Below are 15,381 nucleotides of genomic sequence, written 5' to 3' on the forward strand. Positions count from 1 at the left end.
TGCTCAGAACGAAGTCCGCGCCCGGATCGCCGCTGCCAGCGTGCCCTCGTCGAGGTAATCGAGTTCGCCGCCCACGGGAACGCCCTGGGCGAGGCGAGTGACCTTCACGCCGCTGTCCCGCAAGAGGTCGGTGATGTAATGCGCGGTGGTCTGGCCGTCGACCGTGGCGCCGAGGGCAAGCAGCACCTCGTTCACCTCCGGCTCATGTGCGCGCGTCACCAGCGCCTCGATGTTGAGATCGTCCGGCCCGATACCGTCGAGCGGGGACAATACGCCGCCGAGCACGTGATAGCGCGCATGGGTCGCGCCGGAGCGTTCCAGCGCCCAGAGGTCGGCGACATCCGCCACCACCACCAGCATCGCCGCATCGCGGGTCGGGTCGGTGCAGACGGTGCAGGGGTTGCGCACGTCAATATTGCCGCAGACCCGGCACGTCTCCAGCTTGCCGAGCGCCTCTCCCATCGCAGCGGTGAGCGGGGCGAGCAGGGCCTCGCGCTTCTTGATGAGATGCAGCGCCGCCCGCCGGGCCGAGCGCGGGCCAAGGCCCGGCACGCGAGCCAGAAGCTGGATGAGGCGTTCGATCTCGGGGCCGGCGACGGCGCGGGACATGGGCGGCTCGCTTCGCGGGGGCGGTCGGATGGAGCGGTGTAGCCCAGCCCGGCATGCCGCGCCAAGAAAAGTCGCGCCAAGAAAAGTCGCGCCAATGGAGGTCGCATAAGGGCGTTCTGCCCCGAGTACGCCCATCGGGCGAGCGGACGCCTATGTGACCGGGACGGCAGGAGGGCAGGCGCTTTTCCTCGACAGGCGGATGGGGGGCTTGCTAGCAGGGGGTGACCGAGCGAGAGGTGACGATGGCAGGCGGAAGACGGATGACGGGCGGCGGGCTGTTTCTTGCCGTCATGTTTTCGGGGATGGGCGTCGTCCCGGCATTGGCGGCGGAAGGCGGGCCGGACGGCGCGTCCCTCTCCCTGTTCTGGGGCATTCCTTTCGCCGGAATCCTTCTGTCCATTGCCCTTATGCCGCTGCTGGCCGCACGCGTCTGGCATCATCATTCAGGCAAGATAGCTCTGTTCTGGGCGCTCGCCTTCCTCATGCCGTTCGGCGCGGTTTTCGGGGTCGAGGCGGCGGCGCATGCGCTGGTCCATGCCGCGCTCGCCGAATATGTGCCCTTCATCGTGCTGCTGTTCACGCTGTTCACGGTGGCGGGCGGCATTCTTCTGACCGGCAACATCAACGGCACACCGGCGGTCAATACCGGGCTGCTCGCCATCGGCACGCTGCTCGCCAGCGTCATCGGGACCACGGGGGCTTCGATGGTGATGATCCGCCCGTTGCTGCGCGCCAATGATCATCGCCATCACAATGTGCACCCCGTGGTGTTCTTCATCTTCCTGGTGTCGAACATCGGGGGAGCGTTGACCCCGCTCGGCGACCCGCCTCTTTTCCTCGGCTTCCTGAAGGGCGTGGACTTTTTCTGGACCACGCGGCATCTCGCTCTGGAAACGGCGCTGCTGGTTGGCCTGCTGCTGGCGGCGTTCTACTGGATGGACCGGTATTTCCAGGCCCGCGAGGCGGCGCTGCCGAAGCGTGCCGACCCGACGCCGGACACCGGTGGCGACCTGCCGCTCGGCCTGCGCGGCCGGCGCAACCTGCCGGTCCTCGCCGGAGTGATCGTCGTGATCCTCGCGAGTGCGGCCTGGCAGCCGGGGATCGCCTTTCATATTCTCGGCACCGACGTGCCGTTGCAGGCGGTGCTGCGCGACGTCGCGCTGCTCGCGCTGGCGGGCCTCTCGCTGGCCATGACCCCCGCTTTTATCCGCGAGCGCAACGGCTTCGACTGGGAACCGATCGCCGAAGTGGCGCGCCTGTTCGCCGCGATCTTCCTCGCCATCGTGCCGGTGATCGCGATGCTGCGGGCCGGCAGCGAGGGGCCAATGGGCGGCTTGGTGGCGCTCGTCACCCGGCCGGACGGTGAGCCCTTTGTGCCCGGCTATTTCTGGATGACCGGCGTGCTTTCGGCCTTCCTCGACAACGCCCCGACCTATCTCGTCTTCTTCAATCTCGCGGGCGGCGATGCGGCGACGCTGATGACCACCCATGCCCGCACGCTGGAGGCGATTTCGGCGGGAGCGGTCTTCATGGGCGCACTCACCTATGTCGGCAACGCGCCCAATTTCATGGTGCTGGCCATCGCCCGCTCGCGCGGGGTCAGGATGCCGGGTTTCTTCGGCTATATCGGCTGGTCCGCGCTGTTCCTGCTTCCCGGCTTCGTGCTGGTGACGTGGCTGTCCTTCCTCTAGCCGCGCAGCAACACCTGCCAGGGGCGGGAGGGATCGGCGAGCATGCGCGGTTCCGCCCGGTTTCCGTCGAGGTTGCGCCAGCCGCCGCCGAGATCGTCGGCAAGCGTGATTGACGGCGGCGCTTCGGAGCCGATCGGCACGCGGGTGGGCACGATGAGCAGCGCCGCCGATCCGTCCGCCTCGCGCATAAAGCCGAACCAGCGCCACGGGCTCGGCGCAAAGCCGAGCGCCCTGTAGGCACCGCCCGTCAGCGCCGGGCACGTCCTGCGGGCGGTGAGCAACTGGCGGGTCAGCGTGCCTAACTCGGCGTCGCGCGGATCGATGCCGTCCACCTTGCCGTCCAGCACCGCCTTTCGCGCAACATAGTCGACGGGGCGGCGATTGTCGGGATCGACCAGCGAGAAATCGCGGAACTCGGTTCCCTGATAGATGTCCGGCGTGCCGGGCATGGTAAGCTGGACGAGGCTCTGCGCTACCCCGAAAATGTGGCCCGCTTCATCGAACCGCTCGACCAGCCGGCCGAGCGCCGCGCGATAAGGTTCTGTCTCGGGTGCTGCGATCAGGCTGCGGGCAAAGCCGAGTGTCGCGGCTTCATAGGTCTCGTCCGGCGTTTCCCAATTGGAATGGCGCTTGGCTTCGCGCAGCGCCTTGGTGAGATATTGCTCCATCCGCTCCGGAGTGATCGGCCAGGCGGCCAGCAGCGTCTGGTGCACCAGCCATGCGTCGAGATCGTCCGGCATCGGCCGCCCTTCTTCGGAGCGCCGGCGCGGGCGGGTGAACTCCTCGATGGTGGCGAGGAAGTCGAGGAATGCGTCCGGGTCGAGCGTAAGGGCGTTGAGCCGCGCGCGCGTGGACGGGCCGCGCTTGGTGTCATGGGTAGCAAGGGGAGTGAGGTCGCGCGCGCCGCTCTCCGCCCTCTGCCGCAGCAGCGCGTGCAGTTCATCCCGGCTTCGGCCGGGCCGCAGCAGGTCTCCGCCGACCTCGTTCACCGAAAGCAGGGTCATGTTCCGGTAGAGCTCGGTGTCTTCGAAGCCCTTGGCCATGGCCGGGCCGCTGAGCTGCTGGAACCGGGTGCGGAAGCGGTGATCATCGGCATCGCGGGGGTCGGCAAGGTGGTCCAGCAGCAGCGCCGCCGCCTTGGCGGTCAGCGGATCCTCGGCGGCCTCGATGGCGGCTCGAGCGCGGTTCCACAGTTCGGCATCCGCGTCCGAATGCCCGGCCTCGGTCGCATAGGACCGATAGACCGGAAAATGGGCGATCAGCGCGATTAGTCCCCGCCTCAGGGCCGCCGGGCTCATATCGGCCGCTTCCATCTGCTCGGCCAAGGCCGTGTGGGCCAGTTCGGTCAGTGCCTTGATCTCGTTGAGGAAGCTGCGCTCCAGCACGTCCTTCTTGGCGGTGACGATCCGTGCTTCCACGGTGCCGGCCAGAAGATTCGCCTCGCGCAGATGCGTCTCCAGCGCGCGATAGCCGTCTTCGTCAACGAACAGGCCGTTGATGTCGTTCAGCCGCTCATAGCCTGTGGTGCCGTCGATGGGCCAGGGTGGCAGTACCTCGCCATGTTCGAGGATCTTCTCGACAAAGATCGGCGCATGCCCGCCCACCGCAGCACGCAGGCGCCTGGTGTAAGCCTCTGGATCGACAAGCCCGTCGATATGATCGACGCGCAATCCGTCCACCACGCCTTCGCGCACCAGAAGCAACGGCAGGCGATGCACCAGTTCGAACACGTGCGGGTCTTCCACGCGCACGCCCACAAGGTCGTTGATGTTGAAGAACCGGCGATAATTCAGCTCGTCCGAGGCGATGCGCCACCAGGCGAGCCGCCAGTGCTGGGTGGAGAGGATCTCCGCGACATCCGCTCTCGCAAGTTCGGCCTCGAGCGTCTCGCGGTCGGCCTCGGGCAAGGCGGAGAGCGCCGCCCGCGCCCGCGCGATATCGTCGGGATCGACGGGGCCGCTGGCGAGCATCGACCAGAGGTCGGCGGCGTAGGAGAGCGCTGCTCCATCCTCGCTGTGTTCCGCCGCGGTTGCGAGCAATGCCGCCACGCTGGCCGGCGCGAGGGGAAAGGTCTTCTCCCCATAGGCGGCCGCATTGATACGCCCCACCGCCCAGTCGGGTTCAAGCGTGATCTGTCCGGCCTCCATCGTGTCGGCGAGGCTGTCGCCGAGTACGGGCAGCAGCAGCTTTCCGGCGCCCCAGTCGATATCGAACAGACGTGCTGCGGGACCGTCGGGACCGAATTCGAGCGCCTCCATCCAATAGGGATTGTGGTCGGAGGCCGCCATGTGGTTCGGCACGATATCGAGGATGAGTCCGATCCCCTCTGCGGCAAACGCCTCCGCCATGGCGCGGAAGCCGGCCTCTCCTCCGAGCTCCGGGTTGATCATCGCGGGATCGGTGACGTCATAACCATGCGTCGAGCCGGGAACGGCGGCGAAGACAGGCGAGCAATAGGCGTGACTGATGCCCAGCTCGCGCAGATGGGGCGCAAGCGCCTGCGCGGCGGGGAAGGGAAAGTCCTTGTGGAACTGCAGGCGATAGGTGGACAGGAGAGGGCGTCCGGTCGTCGTCGTCATCGCGCCTCGCTCCACACCGCGGCTGAAAAGGGTCCGAGCCGGCACGGCAGGCCCGGTTCCACCGTTCCCAGGATCGCATCGGGTGGCCCGGGCGCCCGGTCGGCGCCGAAGGGGCCATGGGCGCTCGCCTCGGCATCGGTGGCGTTCGCCATCATCACCAGAGCTCCACCGTCAAAACGCCAGGTGACGCTCACGACATCGTCCTCCCGACGGTGTTCGGCGCCGAGAAAGCCGCTCGCCGCCAGCGGCCAGACCAGCCGGGCGCGCGCATGGGCGAGCTGGCGGAACTCGTCGAGCTCCAGCCGCGCCTCCGGTGTCTCGAACAGGGCGGGCGCCAGCTTGGCAGAGAGGAAAGTGCTCTCCGCCAAGGGGTCGGGCAGGTCATCCACCGAGCCGGCATGGTGGGCGAAGAAGTCCTTGAACTCATTGCGCCGCCCCTGCCGGACGGCATCGGCCAATTCGCCCTGAAAATCGCAGAAGAAGGGAAACGGTGTCGCCAGCTCAGCTTCTTCGCCCTGAAAGAACAGAGGGATTTCCGGGCAGAGCATGAGCACGAAGCGCAGGAAATCGAGCTTGCGCTTCTCCAGCGCACCAGCCAGCCGGTCTCCGAGCGGGCGGTTGCCGATATGGTCGTGATTCTGGATGAAGGAGACGAAGGCATCCGGCGGCAGGTGCCGGGACAGCTCGCCGCGCGGGGCACCGGCCTTGTCGGGATAGCTCTCGCCCTGGAACACGAAGCCCTCCGACAGCGCGCGGGCGAGGTCGGCGACCGGATCGATAGCGTAGGGCGCGTAATAGCCCGACTTCTCGCCGGTCGCGAGATGATGCAGCACATGGTGCCAGTCGTCGTTCCATTGAGCGGTGTAACCGCCGGCAGCGATGTCGGGCGCGCGTGCAAGCCAGCGAGCGGTGTTGTCGTGGTTCTCCAGCACCAGCCACGCATCCGGGCGCACCGTGCGGCAGGCCTCGGCGAGCTCGCGCAGGAAATCTTCCACCCCGCGCGTCGCCAGCGCATGAACCGCGTCGAAGCGCAGCCCGTCGAAACCATAGGTCGCGAGCCAGTGCGTCGCGCTCTCGGCGAAGAAAGCGCGCACCATCTCGTTTTCGAGATCGACCGCCGGGCCCCACGGCGTGTGGATGTCGGCCCGGAAGAAGGAGGGTGCGTAGAGGGGGAGATAATTCCCCGCCGGACCGAAATGGTTGTAGACCACGTCCAGCATCATGCCGAGGCCCCGCGCATGGGCGGCATCGACCAGCGCTTTCAGGTCTTCCGGTGTGCCATAGGCCCGGTCCGGGGCGAACAGCAGCACACCGTCATAGCCCCAGTTCCACCGGCCCGGAAAATCGGCGACCGGCAGCAGCTCGATCACGGTGTAGCCGGCGTCGCGATAGTGATCGAGCCGGTCGATGAGGGCGCGGAAGGTGCCCTCCGGCGTCGCGCTGCCGACATGGACCTCGGCGATGACCGCCTCGTGCCAGGGTCGGACGACCCGAGCCGGCGTGTCGTGCGGAACAGGGGCGGGCACCACGCTCCATCCCTCGACATCCACCCGCTGCCCCCGTGAAGCGGGGTCCGGTACGTCATGCCCTGCGACGCGGAACATATAGGCCGTGCCGGGGCCGGCTGCCGGTACGTCCCGCATGAACATGCCGGCGGCGTCTCGCATCATCGCAGCAGGGGACGCGCCGTCGAGCAGAAGCTCAACCCCGTCCGCTCCCGGCGCCCATAGCCGAAACAGGGTGCCCCGCCCGGTGACGAGCGGGCCGAAGCGCGGTGCGCCAGGCGCGAGAGCGTCGGGCGCACTCATTCACGCCACTCCAGCACCACGAGAGAGCGCGCGGGCATGGTGAGGGTCTGCCTTGCGTCGAGCGTCACGCCTTCCAGATCGCCCGCCGTGCCGAGAATCACCTCCCAATGACCGCTTTCCACGGGAGGGGTGACGAAGGGCACGTCGACATGGGAGGCGTTCATCATCACGACCAGCGACGGCTCGCCCGGCAATGCGGGGGCAAGGCGCACGGTGATGCATTTGTTGTAGGGATCGGCCCAGGCCTCGTCCGACATGCGCTCGCCGTCGGTGCCAAACCAGCTCACATCGGGCTGCCCGAGCTCGTTGCGCGAGCCGGTGAGGAACTCCGGCCGCGACAACGCGCTGCGGCTCTTGCGCAGGGCTGTCAGCCGGGCGACGAAGGCGGTGATCTCGGTGTCGTCGCCGCTCCAGTCGACCCAGCCGATCTCGTTGTCCTGGCAATAGGCGTTGTTGTTGCCGCCCTGCGAGTTCGAGCGCTCGTCGCCTCCGAGCATCATCGGGACGCCTTGCGAGAGGAAAAGCGTGGCGAGCAGGTTCTTCTTCTGCTGCCGCCGGAGCTGGATGATGCCGGGATCGTCGGTCTCGCCCTCCGCGCCGCAGTTCCAGCCCTTGTTGTCGTCGTGACCGTCCCGACCATCCTCCCCATTGGCCTCATTGTGCTTGTCGTTGTAGGAGACCAGATCCTGCAGGGTGAAGCCGTCATGGGCAGTTATGAAGTTCACGCTCGACCATGGCCGCCGCTTGCCTTCCGAGAAGATGTCCTGCGAGGCGGCGAAACGCGTGGCGAAGCTCGGCAGAACCCCTTCCGAGCCGCACCAGAACTCGCGGACCTTGTCGCGGTAATCGCCGTTCCATTCCGAAAAGCCCGGCGGGAAGTTGCCGAGCTGATAGCCGCCCTGACCGACATCCCACGGCTCTGCAATGAGCTTCAGCCCGCCCAGCGTTGGATCCTGCAATATGGCGTTGAAGAAGGCGTGGGCCGGATCGAAGCCGGTCGGCCGACGACCGAGCGTGACGGCAAGGTCGAAGCGGAAGCCGTCTATGCCGTAGATCGACGCCCACATGCGCAGGGAATCCATCACCATCTGCAGCACGCGCGGGTGATCGGTATTCAGCGAATTGCCGCAGCCGGTCATGTCGTCATAGTAACGCGGCGCGTCCGGCATTAGCCGGTAATAGGACTTGTTGTCGATGCCACGATAGCTGAGCGTCGGACCGAAATGGTTGCCCTCGCAGGTGTGGTTGTAGACCACGTCGAGGATGACCTCGATGCCGGCCTGATGCAGCCGGTCCACGGCCTCGGCTATGGATTCCAGCCCGCCTTCGCCGAGATAGCGAGGCTCAGGTGCGAAGAAGCCGAGAGTGTTGTAGCCCCAGTAGTTTGAAAGGCCGCGATCCAGCAGATGGCGGTCCTGGGCGAAGGAATGCACCGGCAGCAATTCGAGCGCGGTGACGCCCAGCTCCACGAGCTCGTCGATGAAGGCCGGAATACCGAGCGCCGTGAAGGTGCCGCGGATCTGTTCGGGTACGAAGGGCGCGCGCATGGTGAGGCCGCGCACATTGCCCTCATAGATGACAGCCTTGTGCCACGGCACGCGCGGATGGGACGTGGCGACCATCGGCATGCGGGTGTTGACGCGGGCCTTGGGCATGAAGGGTGCGCTGTCGCGCTCGTCGAAGACGAGATCGGCATCGTCGCCGGCGCCGATGGTGTAACCGTAGAGTGCGTCGTCCCAGCGTATTGCGCCCACCAGTTCGCGGGCATAGGGATCCAGCAGCAACTTGTTCTGATTGAAGCGATGCCCCTCTTCGGGTACCCAGGGTCCTGAAACGCGCCAGCCATAGACTTGGCCCCGGCCGACGCCCGGCAGGTGGCAGTGCCAGACGCCATTGGTGCATTCTCTCAGGGGGATGCGTTCCTGTTCCTTCTCGCCATAGCGATCGAACAGGCACAGGGTCACGCCCTCGGCATTGTCCGAGAAGATCGCGAAATTGGTGCCGGTCTTGTCGACATTGACGCCGAGCGGGAAGGCGTAGCCGGGTTCGACTCGTCTCATGTAAGGCCAATGCTCCAAGGCTGGCAGCGCTCTGGGGGATGAACTGCGGCGGGCGGGGAACCTGCCCTACGGCAACACCCGCCTCGGTTCAGACGTTCCACGGCAGCACATTTATTTTGCGCTGCCGCACGACGTGGCAGGTTCATCGGGCCGGCCATGTTCAGCCGTGCTTTAGCGGGGTTGGACGGGGCGGCGTCGGCAACCTTGTCCCCGCCGAGGTTGCCTTGCAGCACGCTGCGCGGGCGAGTTGGCCGTGCAGCTTCGCGCCGCATGCGGACAGCCTTTTCAACATGCGACGCCCTGCTGACTGGTTGCGAGCCGCGCATTTCAATCCGTGGCCGGGCCCTGGTCGCGATGTGCGGGGCATGGCATCGATCCGCCCAGACATCGCCCCGTGGGAAAGGCTTGCCTGCCGGCGGGGCATTGCTACCTTCTCGGCGGCCGCTTTCCCGAGATTCCAGCCGGACACCTCATGCCGATTTCACGCACAACCTTCCTGCGTTCCACGCTGTTGCTGATGCTGATCGGCATCGGTGCGCTTGTCGCCGTCGTCGCCACGACGATCTGGCTGGTCAGCCATACGCAGGATTATTTCGATTCCGTCGTGACGCTGCGCAAATCGCGTGCTGCGCTCGTGGAATTGCGCTCGCAGCTTCAGGATGCGGAAACGGGGCAGCGCGGCTATCTGTTGACGCTGGACGAGGCCTATCTCGCTCCCTTCCTCAGGGCGAAGGAGGCTGTCCCGGCCCAGTTCGCGCTCGTGGAGCAACGCCTTGCCGGTCGCGACGCATCCCAGCTTGCAAAACTCAAGCCCGTCATCGCGACCAAGATGGGGGAACTCGAAGAAACAATAAACCTTGCCCGTGCCGGGCAGCGCGACAAGGCGCTGGACATGGTCCGCACCGATCTCGGCAAGACGGCGATGGACGAAGCGCGCGGAATTCTCGCGCAGATTATCGAGGGCACCGACCAGTTGCTCAACGATCGGGTCGAGGAGCAGAATCGCAGCGCCGCGGCATTGTGGTGGGTCGTCGTCGTGGCGGGCATCGTCATCCTTGCGGTCACCCTGCTGGGTGGCCTCACGATTTCGGCCTATATGCGGGAATTGGCCGCCGCACGTCGTGAGGTCGAGGACCTCAATATGGGGCTCGAGGGACGGGTGCGCGAACGCACACAGGAACTGGCCCGGGCCAATGAGGAGATCCAGCGCTTCGCCTATATCGTGACCCACGATCTTCGGGCGCCGCTCGTGAACATCATGGGTTTCACATCCGAACTGGAGGCGAGCCTCGCGCCCGTGAAGGCCTATATCAGCCATCTCGACCCGCCGCCGATCGATCCTGCCTTCCGGGAGGCGAAGCAGGCCGCTGACGAGGACCTGCCGGAGGCGCTGGGCTTCATCCGCTCCTCGACCCGCAAGATGGATGGCTTGATCAACGCCATCCTCAAACTGTCCCGCGAAGGACGCCGCGTGCTGAAGCCGGAGACGATCGACCTGCGCAATTTGGCGGAGCACGCCTCGCGCACCGTGACCCACCAGGTCGCGGAGGCCGACGGCGCCTTTGATCTCGACATCAAGGTGGGGCCGATCGTCTCTGATCGGCTGGCGCTGGAACAAATCGTCGGAAACCTGCTTGATAATGCGGTCAAATACCGCCGGAAGGATGTGCCCCTGCACATCGCGGTGCGGGCACGGCGAGGCGATCGGGCGCGGGTGGTTGTCGATATCGAGGATAATGGTCGCGGCATCGCGGCGCAGGACCATGAACGGGTGTTCGAGTTGTTCCGCCGCTCGGGCGCGCAGGATCAGGCCGGCGAAGGCATCGGCCTTGCCCATGTCCGTACACTGGTTCGTAATATTGGCGGTGAAATCAGCCTGACATCCGAACTCGGAAAGGGTACGACCTTCTCGATTGTCCTGCCCCAGGACATGCGCACCGTTGTCGGGAGTATCGCTGCGTGAGCACGGAAGCCATTTCGGTCGGCATCGTCATGATAGAGGACGATGAAGGCCACGCGCGCCTCATCGAGCGCAACATCAGGCGGGCGGGCGTCAACAATCCCATCACGCCCTTCACCAACGGCACGGAGGCGCTTGCCTACCTGCTCGGGCCGAACGGCAGCGGGGAGGTGAGCGCCGGTCGGCATCTGCTCATCCTGCTGGACCTCAATCTGCCGGACATGACAGGTATCGAGATACTTGAGAAGGTGAAGAGCAATCCGCACACGCGCCGCACCCCGGTCGTCGTGCTGACCACCACCGACGACAGCCGCGAGATCCAGCGCTGCTACGATCTCGGCGCCAATGTCTACATCACCAAGCCTGTGAACTATGAGAGCTTCGCCCACGCGATCCGCCAGCTCGGGCTGTTCTTCTCGGTGATGCAAGTGCCGGAAACGGCGTGATGCCCAATTCCCTGCGCCGCGTGCTCTATATCGATGACGATCCGGCGCTGGGACGGCTCGTGGAGAAGGCACTCGGCCGTCGCGGTTATGAGGTTGTGCTCGTCAACGACGCCGAAAGCGGCTTGAAAAGGCTTGCCGAAGGTGGCGTCGACGTGGTGGCGCTGGATCATTTCCTGCCGACCGGTACCGGCATCGACGTGCTGACCGCCCTTCAGGGGGTCGAGCGCGCGCCGCCCGTCGTCTATGTCACGGGCTCTGCCGAAACCCATGTGGCCGTGCAGGCGCTCAAGGCGGGCGCCTTCGACTACGTGCCGAAGACGGTCGATTCCGATTTCTACGAGCTGCTGGGCAGCGCCATCGACCAGGCGATCGAGAAGGCGCGCCTCATCCGCGCCCGCGACGAGGCCGAGCGCGAGGTGCGCGCCGCCCGCGACCGGGCGGAGATCATGTTGGCGGAAGTCAATCACCGCGTCGCAAATTCGCTGGCCATGGTGGCGGGGCTGGTGCGGCTTCAGTCCAATGCCATCGGCGATCAGGCGGCAAAGGCGGCTCTCGCCGAGACGCAGGCGCGCATCCTTGCAGTCGCGGGCGTGCATCGCCGTCTCTACACCTCGCAGGATGTGCGCATCGTCGAGATCAACGAATATCTGAAAAGCCTCACCGACGAGATCGCCGCATCGATGCGCGAGGCCGGATACAAGGCGGTGATCCGCACCAATATCGCGCCGATCGAGGTGCCGACCGACCGTGCGGTGTCGATCGGCGTCATCGTCACCGAACTGGTCACCAACGCCTTCAAATACGCCTATCCGGCCGGCGATGGCGGCGAGGCGCGGGTGACGCTCGGCTCGCTGTCGGACGGTCATGCGCGTCTCGCGGTCGAAGATGACGGCATAGGCTGGCGCGGCGAGGGCAAACCGCAGGGCACGGGGCTCGGCAGCCGCATCGTCAAGGCGATGGCCGGCAGCCTGCAGGCCTCGATCATCTATGAAGAGATGGCGCGCGGTACTCGGGTGCTGATCGAGTTCCCGGTGGAGCGCCTCTCCTCCGGCGAGCCCCGGGCGGCGCACTGAACGGCGTCGCGCAGAACGATTGCGAACAAAACGCGAAACGTGCTTGCTGTCCAGGTCAAAGGCCGAGGACGATTCGCACACCCGCATGGCTGCCTTGCCCCAATCCATCACCGCTTCCGGCGACGCGCTGGAGACGGCACTGCCGGGTTATCTCCAGCGGCTGAACCCGGATCAGCGGCGCGCCGTGGAATTTGGGGTCACGCCTGGTGCCGCCGGCATGGCGGGGGCGCCTCTGCTCATCATTGCCGGTGCGGGTTCGGGCAAGACCAACACGCTCGCCCATCGTGTCGCCCATCTGGTGGTCAACGGCGTGGATCCCCGTCGCATTCTGCTCCTCACCTTCTCGCGCCGGGCTGCGGCTGAGATGTGTCGCCGCGTCGAGCGCATTGCCGCTGCCGCACTCGGTCCCAAAGCGAGCGTGCTCAGCGAGGGGTTAACCTTCGCCGGCACCTTTCACGCGGTCGGGGCCCGGCTGCTGCGCGACTATGCTGCCCATATCGGGCTGGATCCGGCCTTCACCATCCACGACCGGGAGGATTCTGCCGATCTGATGAACCTCGTGCGCCATGAGATGGGGTTCTCGAAAACCGAGAAGCGGTTTCCGGCCAAGGGAACGTGCCTTTCCATCTATTCCCGCGTCGTGAATGCGCAGGCGCCGCTCGCCGCGATTCTCGCTTCCGCCTTTCCGTGGTCCGTCGGCTGGGAGGCGGAGCTGAAGACGCTGTTTGCCGCTTATGTCGAGGCCAAGCAGCGCCAGAACGTGCTCGATTACGACGACCTTCTGCTCTACTGGGCGCAGATGGTGGGCGAGCCTTCGCTCGCCGCCGAGATCGGGGGACGGTTCGACCATGTGCTGGTCGACGAGTATCAGGACACCAACCGCTTGCAGGCGAGCATTCTTCTCGGCCTGAAGCCGGACGGGCGCGGGCTGGCGGTTGTGGGTGACGATGCCCAGTCGATTTATTCCTTCCGGGCGGCCGAAATCCGCAACATCCTCGATTTCCCTGGCCATTTCACGCCGCGGGCCGCCGTGGTCACCCTCGACCGCAACTACCGTTCCACCCAGCCGATCCTGGCCGCCGCCAACGCCGTGATCGCCGAGGCGAGCGAGCGCTACGCCAAGGAACTGTGGAGCGAGCGGGCCTCTGTCGAGCGCCCGCAGATCGTCACGGTGCGCGACGAGATCGAGCAGGCGAATTTCGTCGCGAGCGAGGTGCTGGCGGCGCGCGAGGCGGGTCTCGCGCTGAAGTCGCAGGCCGTGCTGTTCCGCGCCTCCCATCATTCGGGTCCGCTGGAGGTGGAGCTCACGCGCCGCAACATCCCTTTTGTGAAATTCGGGGGCCTGAAGTTCCTCGATGCGGCGCATGTGAAGGATGTGCTCGCGGTGCTGCGCTTTGCCGAGAATCCGCGCGACCGTGCGGCCGGCTTCCGCGTGCTGCAGCTTCTTCCGGGGATCGGCCCGGCCAGTGCGCGGCGGATGGTGGATGCCGTCAGCGCCGTCGGCGCGCTGGTGCCGGCTCTGGAGGCGCAGACCCCGCCTCCGCGCAGCGGAGAGGATTGGCCCGGCTTCCTCGACCTGCTACGCCGGCTCGGCTCCCGCGCGGCCGGCTGGCCGGCGGAGATAGACCAGGTGCGGGAGTGGTACGGCCCGCATCTGGAGCGCCTGCACGAGGATGCCGCGACCCGGCAGGCCGATCTTGTCCAGCTCGCGCAGATCGCGACCGGCTATGCCTCGCGGGAGCGCTTTCTCACAGAACTCACCCTCGATCCCCCCGACGCCACAAGCGGCCGGGCGGCCGATCCGCTGCTCGACGAGGATTACCTGATCCTCTCTACCATCCACTCGGCCAAGGGGCAGGAGTGGAAAAGCGTGCACGTTCTCAATGTGGTGGACGGGTGCATGCCCTCCGATCTCGCGGTCGGTTCCGCGAAGGACATTGAGGAGGAGCGACGCCTCCTCTATGTCGCCATGACGCGGGCGAAGGACCATCTCCACCTCATCGTGCCGCAGCGCTTCTTCACCCATGGCCAGTCGTCGCGGGGCGATCGGCACGTCTACGCCTCCCGTACCCGCTTCATCCCCTCGCCGCTGCTCCGGCATTTCAGCGCCCGGCTCTGGCCGGAACCGGTCGAATCGGGTTCCGCCACGGCGCCAAGCGAAGGACCGCGCATCGATGTCCGCGCCCGGCTGCGCAGCATGTGGAGCTGACCCGCCGCGGCAACGCCCCATTGTGCAGTGCAAGGAAACGCGCTTACGGTGTGGAACATCGGTGTTCCTGTAGCCGTTGTCCGGCGAGCAATGGTTTTGGTCCTGCGCTGCGAGGAGATTCAGGCGATGGCGTCTCGCGCCTTCTGGAAGGGCTATCTGAAGCTGTCCCTCGTTACCTGCCCGGTCGCCATGACGCCGGCGACATCGGAGAGCGAGCGGGTGCGTTTCCATACCCTCAACCGCGTCACCGGCAGCCGCATCGAGGCGCGCTACGTCGATGCGGAGACCGGCAAGCCGGTGCGCGAGGAGGACGAGGCGAAGGCCTATCAGACCGGTCCGGATGATTACGTGGTGCTGGAAGACGACGAACTCGATTCCGTTGCACTCGAAAGCACCCGCACCATCGATATCGAGACGTTTGTGCCGGCCGATACGATCGGGTGGATCTGGTACGACAAGCCGCATTTCCTCGTCCCGGACGACAAGGTCGGCGAGGAAGCCTTCTCGGTCATACGCGCGGCGATGGCGGCAACCGGCACGGTCGGCATTTCCCGATTGGTGCTCTATCGCCGCGAACGTGCCGTGCTGCTGGAACCGCGGGACAATGGCATCGTGCTGTGGACGCTGCGCTTCGGCGACGAGGTTCGCGCCTCGGACGACCTGTTCGAGGCCGCAAATGACGAGCCGGGCGAGGAGATGCTGGGCCTGGTCGAGCGTCTGATCGAGCGCCGCACCCGCGATTGGGATGACAGCCTCGCCAGCGATCCTGTGCAAGAGAATCTGCAGAAGATCATCGCCGCCAAGAAAAAGGGCCGCAAGGCGTCCAGGCCCAAGATCGAGGCCGAGGAGGCGCCGGGCGGCAATGTCATCAGCATCATGGATGCGCTGAAGAAGAGCCTCGCCTCCGAGAAGGAAAAGAGCGGCAAGGCGCGCTGAAGGCACCGGC

10 protein-coding genes are annotated in these 15,381 nt (G+C 66.0%); 6 read left to right on the forward strand and 4 right to left on the reverse strand.

Annotated features, from left to right (window positions below; genetic code table 11):
- Positions 1–3 precede the first annotated feature (3 nt).
- The gene (gene recR / locus MWN34_RS02655; RefSeq protein WP_247026248.1) at positions 4–609 is read right to left on the reverse strand and encodes a recombination mediator RecR; all 606 of its coding nucleotides are present in this window, start codon (positions 607–609) and stop codon (positions 4–6) included.
- Positions 610–869: 260 nt separating this feature from the next.
- On the opposite strand from recR, the gene MWN34_RS02660 reads away from it, so the two are divergent.
- Positions 870–2,300, forward strand: a complete 1,431-nt coding sequence (locus tag MWN34_RS02660) for a sodium:proton antiporter (protein ID WP_247026249.1) — start codon at positions 870–872, stop codon at positions 2,298–2,300.
- On the opposite strand, the gene treY is transcribed toward MWN34_RS02660, so the two are convergent.
- Genes treY through glgX form a run of 3 tightly spaced genes read right to left on the reverse strand, consistent with a single transcriptional unit; the run spans position 2,297 to position 8,747 of the window.
- Complete coding sequence (gene treY, locus MWN34_RS02665; RefSeq protein WP_247026250.1) at positions 2,297–4,879, reverse strand: malto-oligosyltrehalose synthase; 2,583 nt, start codon at positions 4,877–4,879, stop codon at positions 2,297–2,299. The two genes, MWN34_RS02660 and treY, sit on opposite strands and share 4 nt — an antisense overlap.
- Positions 4,876–6,687, reverse strand: a complete 1,812-nt coding sequence (treZ, locus tag MWN34_RS02670) for a malto-oligosyltrehalose trehalohydrolase (protein ID WP_247026251.1) — start codon at positions 6,685–6,687, stop codon at positions 4,876–4,878. The genes treY and treZ overlap by 4 nt, the downstream gene beginning before the upstream one ends.
- Positions 6,684–8,747 carry a glycogen debranching protein GlgX gene (gene glgX / locus MWN34_RS02675; RefSeq protein WP_247026252.1) on the reverse strand — a complete coding sequence of 688 codons (2,064 nt, stop codon included), beginning with the start codon at positions 8,745–8,747 and terminating at the stop codon, positions 6,684–6,686. The genes treZ and glgX overlap by 4 nt, the downstream gene beginning before the upstream one ends.
- A 472-nt stretch (positions 8,748–9,219) precedes the next feature.
- Between glgX and MWN34_RS02680 the strand changes: the two genes are divergently transcribed.
- From MWN34_RS02680 to ku, 5 genes are all read left to right on the forward strand, one after another.
- A complete protein-coding gene (locus MWN34_RS02680; RefSeq protein WP_247026253.1) occupies positions 9,220–10,710 on the forward strand; it encodes a sensor histidine kinase in 1,491 nt (496 codons plus the stop codon).
- 29 nt (positions 10,711–10,739) lie between these two features.
- Positions 10,740–11,153, forward strand: coding sequence for a response regulator (locus tag MWN34_RS02685; protein ID WP_247026882.1), 414 nt, complete (start codon positions 10,740–10,742; stop codon positions 11,151–11,153).
- On the forward strand, positions 11,153–12,226 hold the full coding sequence (locus tag MWN34_RS02690; protein WP_247026254.1) for a histidine kinase dimerization/phosphoacceptor domain -containing protein: 1,074 nt from the start codon (positions 11,153–11,155) through the stop codon (positions 12,224–12,226). The genes MWN34_RS02685 and MWN34_RS02690 overlap by 1 nt, the downstream gene beginning before the upstream one ends.
- Positions 12,227–12,311: 85 nt before the next feature.
- A complete protein-coding gene (locus MWN34_RS02695) occupies positions 12,312–14,435 on the forward strand; it encodes an ATP-dependent helicase (RefSeq protein WP_247026255.1) in 2,124 nt (707 codons plus the stop codon).
- 126 nt (positions 14,436–14,561) lie between these two features.
- On the forward strand, positions 14,562–15,371 hold the full coding sequence (gene ku / locus MWN34_RS02700) for a non-homologous end joining protein Ku (RefSeq protein WP_247026256.1): 810 nt from the start codon (positions 14,562–14,564) through the stop codon (positions 15,369–15,371).
- The last annotated feature ends 10 nt before the right edge of the window (positions 15,372–15,381 follow it).

This window comes from Ancylobacter crimeensis (genome assembly GCF_023016805.1).
Classification (GTDB): domain Bacteria; phylum Pseudomonadota; class Alphaproteobacteria; order Rhizobiales; family Xanthobacteraceae; genus Ancylobacter; species Ancylobacter crimeensis.

Excerpts from the sequence above, each read along its gene's own strand:
- MWN34_RS02680 (WP_247026253.1), top strand. The coding sequence starts at position 9,220 with ATGCCGATTTCACGCACAACCTTCCTGCGTTCCACGCTGTTGCTGATG.
- MWN34_RS02685 (WP_247026882.1), top strand. The coding sequence starts at position 10,740 with ATGATAGAGGACGATGAAGGCCACGCGCGCCTCATCGAGCGCAACATC.
- recR (WP_247026248.1), bottom strand. The coding sequence starts at position 609 with ATGTCCCGCGCCGTCGCCGGCCCCGAGATCGAACGCCTCATCCAGCTT.
- ku (WP_247026256.1), top strand. The coding sequence starts at position 14,562 with ATGGCGTCTCGCGCCTTCTGGAAGGGCTATCTGAAGCTGTCCCTCGTT.
- glgX (WP_247026252.1), bottom strand. The coding sequence starts at position 8,747 with ATGAGACGAGTCGAACCCGGCTACGCCTTCCCGCTCGGCGTCAATGTC.
- MWN34_RS02690 (WP_247026254.1), top strand. The coding sequence starts at position 11,153 with ATGCCCAATTCCCTGCGCCGCGTGCTCTATATCGATGACGATCCGGCG.
- treZ (WP_247026251.1), bottom strand. The coding sequence starts at position 6,687 with ATGAGTGCGCCCGACGCTCTCGCGCCTGGCGCACCGCGCTTCGGCCCG.
- MWN34_RS02695 (WP_247026255.1), top strand. The coding sequence starts at position 12,312 with ATGGCTGCCTTGCCCCAATCCATCACCGCTTCCGGCGACGCGCTGGAG.
- treY (WP_247026250.1), bottom strand. The coding sequence starts at position 4,879 with ATGACGACGACGACCGGACGCCCTCTCCTGTCCACCTATCGCCTGCAG.
- MWN34_RS02660 (WP_247026249.1), top strand. The coding sequence starts at position 870 with ATGACGGGCGGCGGGCTGTTTCTTGCCGTCATGTTTTCGGGGATGGGC.